This is a genomic window from Streptomyces sp. NPDC007875 (assembly GCF_042868035.1).
GTDB lineage: Bacteria > Actinomycetota > Actinomycetes > Streptomycetales > Streptomycetaceae > Streptomyces > Streptomyces antimycoticus.
Map to the genome: position 1 here is coordinate 1 of NZ_JBIADZ010000099.1, position 2,560 is coordinate 2,560.

At 72.9% G+C, this 2,560-nt stretch carries 1 protein-coding gene; it reads left to right on the top strand.

What is annotated here, in order from left to right:
- The coding region (locus tag ACFYOY_RS49055) for a type I polyketide synthase (RefSeq protein ID WP_388594634.1) at positions 1-2,560 on the top strand (2,560 nt) is incomplete at both ends.

Genomic DNA, 2,560 nt, shown 5'->3' on the forward strand with positions numbered 1-2,560 from the left:
GGGTCGGGGTGGACTGGCGGGCCGCGTTCCCGGCCGACCCCACGCCTCGTACGGTCGATCTGCCCACGTACGCCTTCCAGCACCAGCGCTACTGGATGAACGCCTCGGGCGCGGTCGGCGACCCCAGCGGCCTCGGCCTCGTCGCCGCGGGGCATCCGTTGCTGGGCGCCGCCGTGGAACTCGCCGATGGAAGCACCCACCTGCTCACCGGGCGTATCGCGGCCGGCGGCGGTGACGACTGGCTCGGCGAACACATCGTGGCGAACGCCGTCCTGGCACCGGGCGCGGCGCTGGTGGAGTGGGCGTTGCGGGCGGCCGACGAGGTCGGCTGCGGTGGGATCGAGGAGCTGGCGCTCCAAGTGCCGTTGGTACTGCCGGAGTCGGGCGGGCTGCGCGTCCAGGTGGTGGTGGGCGCTGCGGCGGAGGACGGGCGGCGCGATGTGCGGATCTACTCCCGTCCGGACGGCGAGGCCGACGCGTCCGCCGATGCGGGCTGGCTATGCCACGCCGAAGGAGTGCTGAGCCCGGCACCGGAAGGCCCGGGGCAGTCGGCCGAGGGACTGGGCGGAACATGGCCTCCGGCGAGCGCGAAACCGGTGGATCTGGAGGGGTTCTACGAGCGTTCCGCGGCGGCGGGCTATGCGTACGGGCCGTCGTTCCAGGGGCTGCGTGCCGTGTGGCGGGACGGCGCTGACCTGTTGGCCGAGGTGGCGCTGCCCGAGGCGGCGGGGGACGCGGACGGCTTCGGCATCCACCCCGCCCTGCTTGACGCGGCTCTGCATCCGGCTCTCCTGCTCGACACCGGATCCGAGCGGGAGCGGGACGGCGGCCAGGTGCTGCTGCCGTTCGCCTGGAACGGGGTGTCGCTGTGGGCCGCTGGAGCGAGCACCGTACGCGTGCGGCTCACCCCGCATGGGGACGGCGCCGAGGGCGAGCGCGGGCTGCGGCTGGTGGTGGCCGATGCCGTGGGCGACCCCGTTCTGACGGTCGACTCCCTGGTGACGCGACCGGCGTCCGCAGAGCAGTTGCGGGGGGCTGCGGCGGCACGTGGTGTGGACGGTCTGTTCGTCCTGGACTGGACCCCACTGCCGCAGCCCACAGGAGCCGATGGACCGGTGGCCGATCGCGAGAGTTGGGGGGTGCTGGCGACCGAGGGGGCCTATCCGGATCTGGAGGCGTTTCTCTCGGGGCTCGATGAGGGGAAGCCGGTCCCGGCCGTGGTTCTCGCCGAGTTCCGGCGCTCGGATGCCGACGCCTACGCCGCGACCGACTTGGCGGCTGCTGGTCTGGCGGTGGCACAACACGCCCTGGAGCTGGTGCAGAAGTGGCTGGCCGAGCCGCGGCTGGCCGATACCCGGTTGGTCGTGGTGACGCGTGGCGCGGTCGCCGTCGCCGACGCCGAGGGTGGTACGGACGTGGCTGCCGCCGCGCTGTGGGGTCTCCTGCGGAGCGCGCAGGCGGAGAATCCGGGACGCTTCGTTCTGCTCGACCTTGAACTGGTGGATGTAGATCGAGACCTCGGTCTTCACCTGCGGGAGGCCATCACACAGGCGGTGGACCTGGATGAGCCGCAGTTGGCCGTACGCGATGGCCGGGCCTGGGTGCCACGGCTGATCCGTGCCTGCGCCGACAGCGGTCCGGAGGAGCGGGACAACCCGGCGGCGCTCGATCCTGACGGCACCGTGCTGGTAACGGGCGGCACCGGCACCTTGGGCGGTCTGGTGGCCGAGCATCTGGTGCGCACCTGGCAGGTCGGCCATCTGCTTCTGGTGAGCCGTCGCGGGCCGGACGCCCCAGGCGCCCACGACCTGGCCGCCCGCCTGGAAGGGCTGGGTGCGCGGGTGCGGATCACCGCCGTGGACGTCACGGACGCCTCGGCGGTGGCCGAGCTGGTGGCGGGGGTCGATGCCGAGCATCCGCTGACCGGTGTCATCCATGCCACGGGGCTGCTCGACGACGCGGTGATGACCTCGCAGACACCCGAACGGCTGGCCCGGGTGTGGGCGGCCAAGGCCACGGGCGCGGCGCATCTGCACACCGCCACCGCCGACCTTCCACTGTCGCTGTTCGCGATGTTCTCATCGGCCGCCGGGGTCATGGGCAGCCCGGGGCAGGCCAACTACGCGGCGGCGAACGCCTTTTGTGATGCCCTCGCCGCACACCGTCAGGCCCGTGGCCTGCCGGGGCTGTCGGTGGCGTGGGGCCTGTGGGCCCAGGCCAGCGAGATGACCGGAAAGCTCGCCGCGACGGACCGGGCCCGGATGTCCCGCTCGGGCATCGCCCCGATGTCCAGCGAGAAGGCGCTGGGCCTGCTCGACGCCGCCTGTGCGCAGGATGGCCCGCTGTGTGTCGCCGCCGCCGTCGATCCGGCCGGGGTGGCGGGTGGGGATCTTCCGGCGGTGTTGCGCGGGTTGGTGTCCGGTCGGGTTGGGCGGCGGATGGCGGCTGGTGAGGTGGGGGCTTCGGGGTTGGCTGCGCGGTTGGTGGGGTTGGGGGCTGGTGCTCGGTTGGATGTGGTGGTGGATGTGGTGCGGGGTGGTGTGGCGGTGGTGTTGGGGTT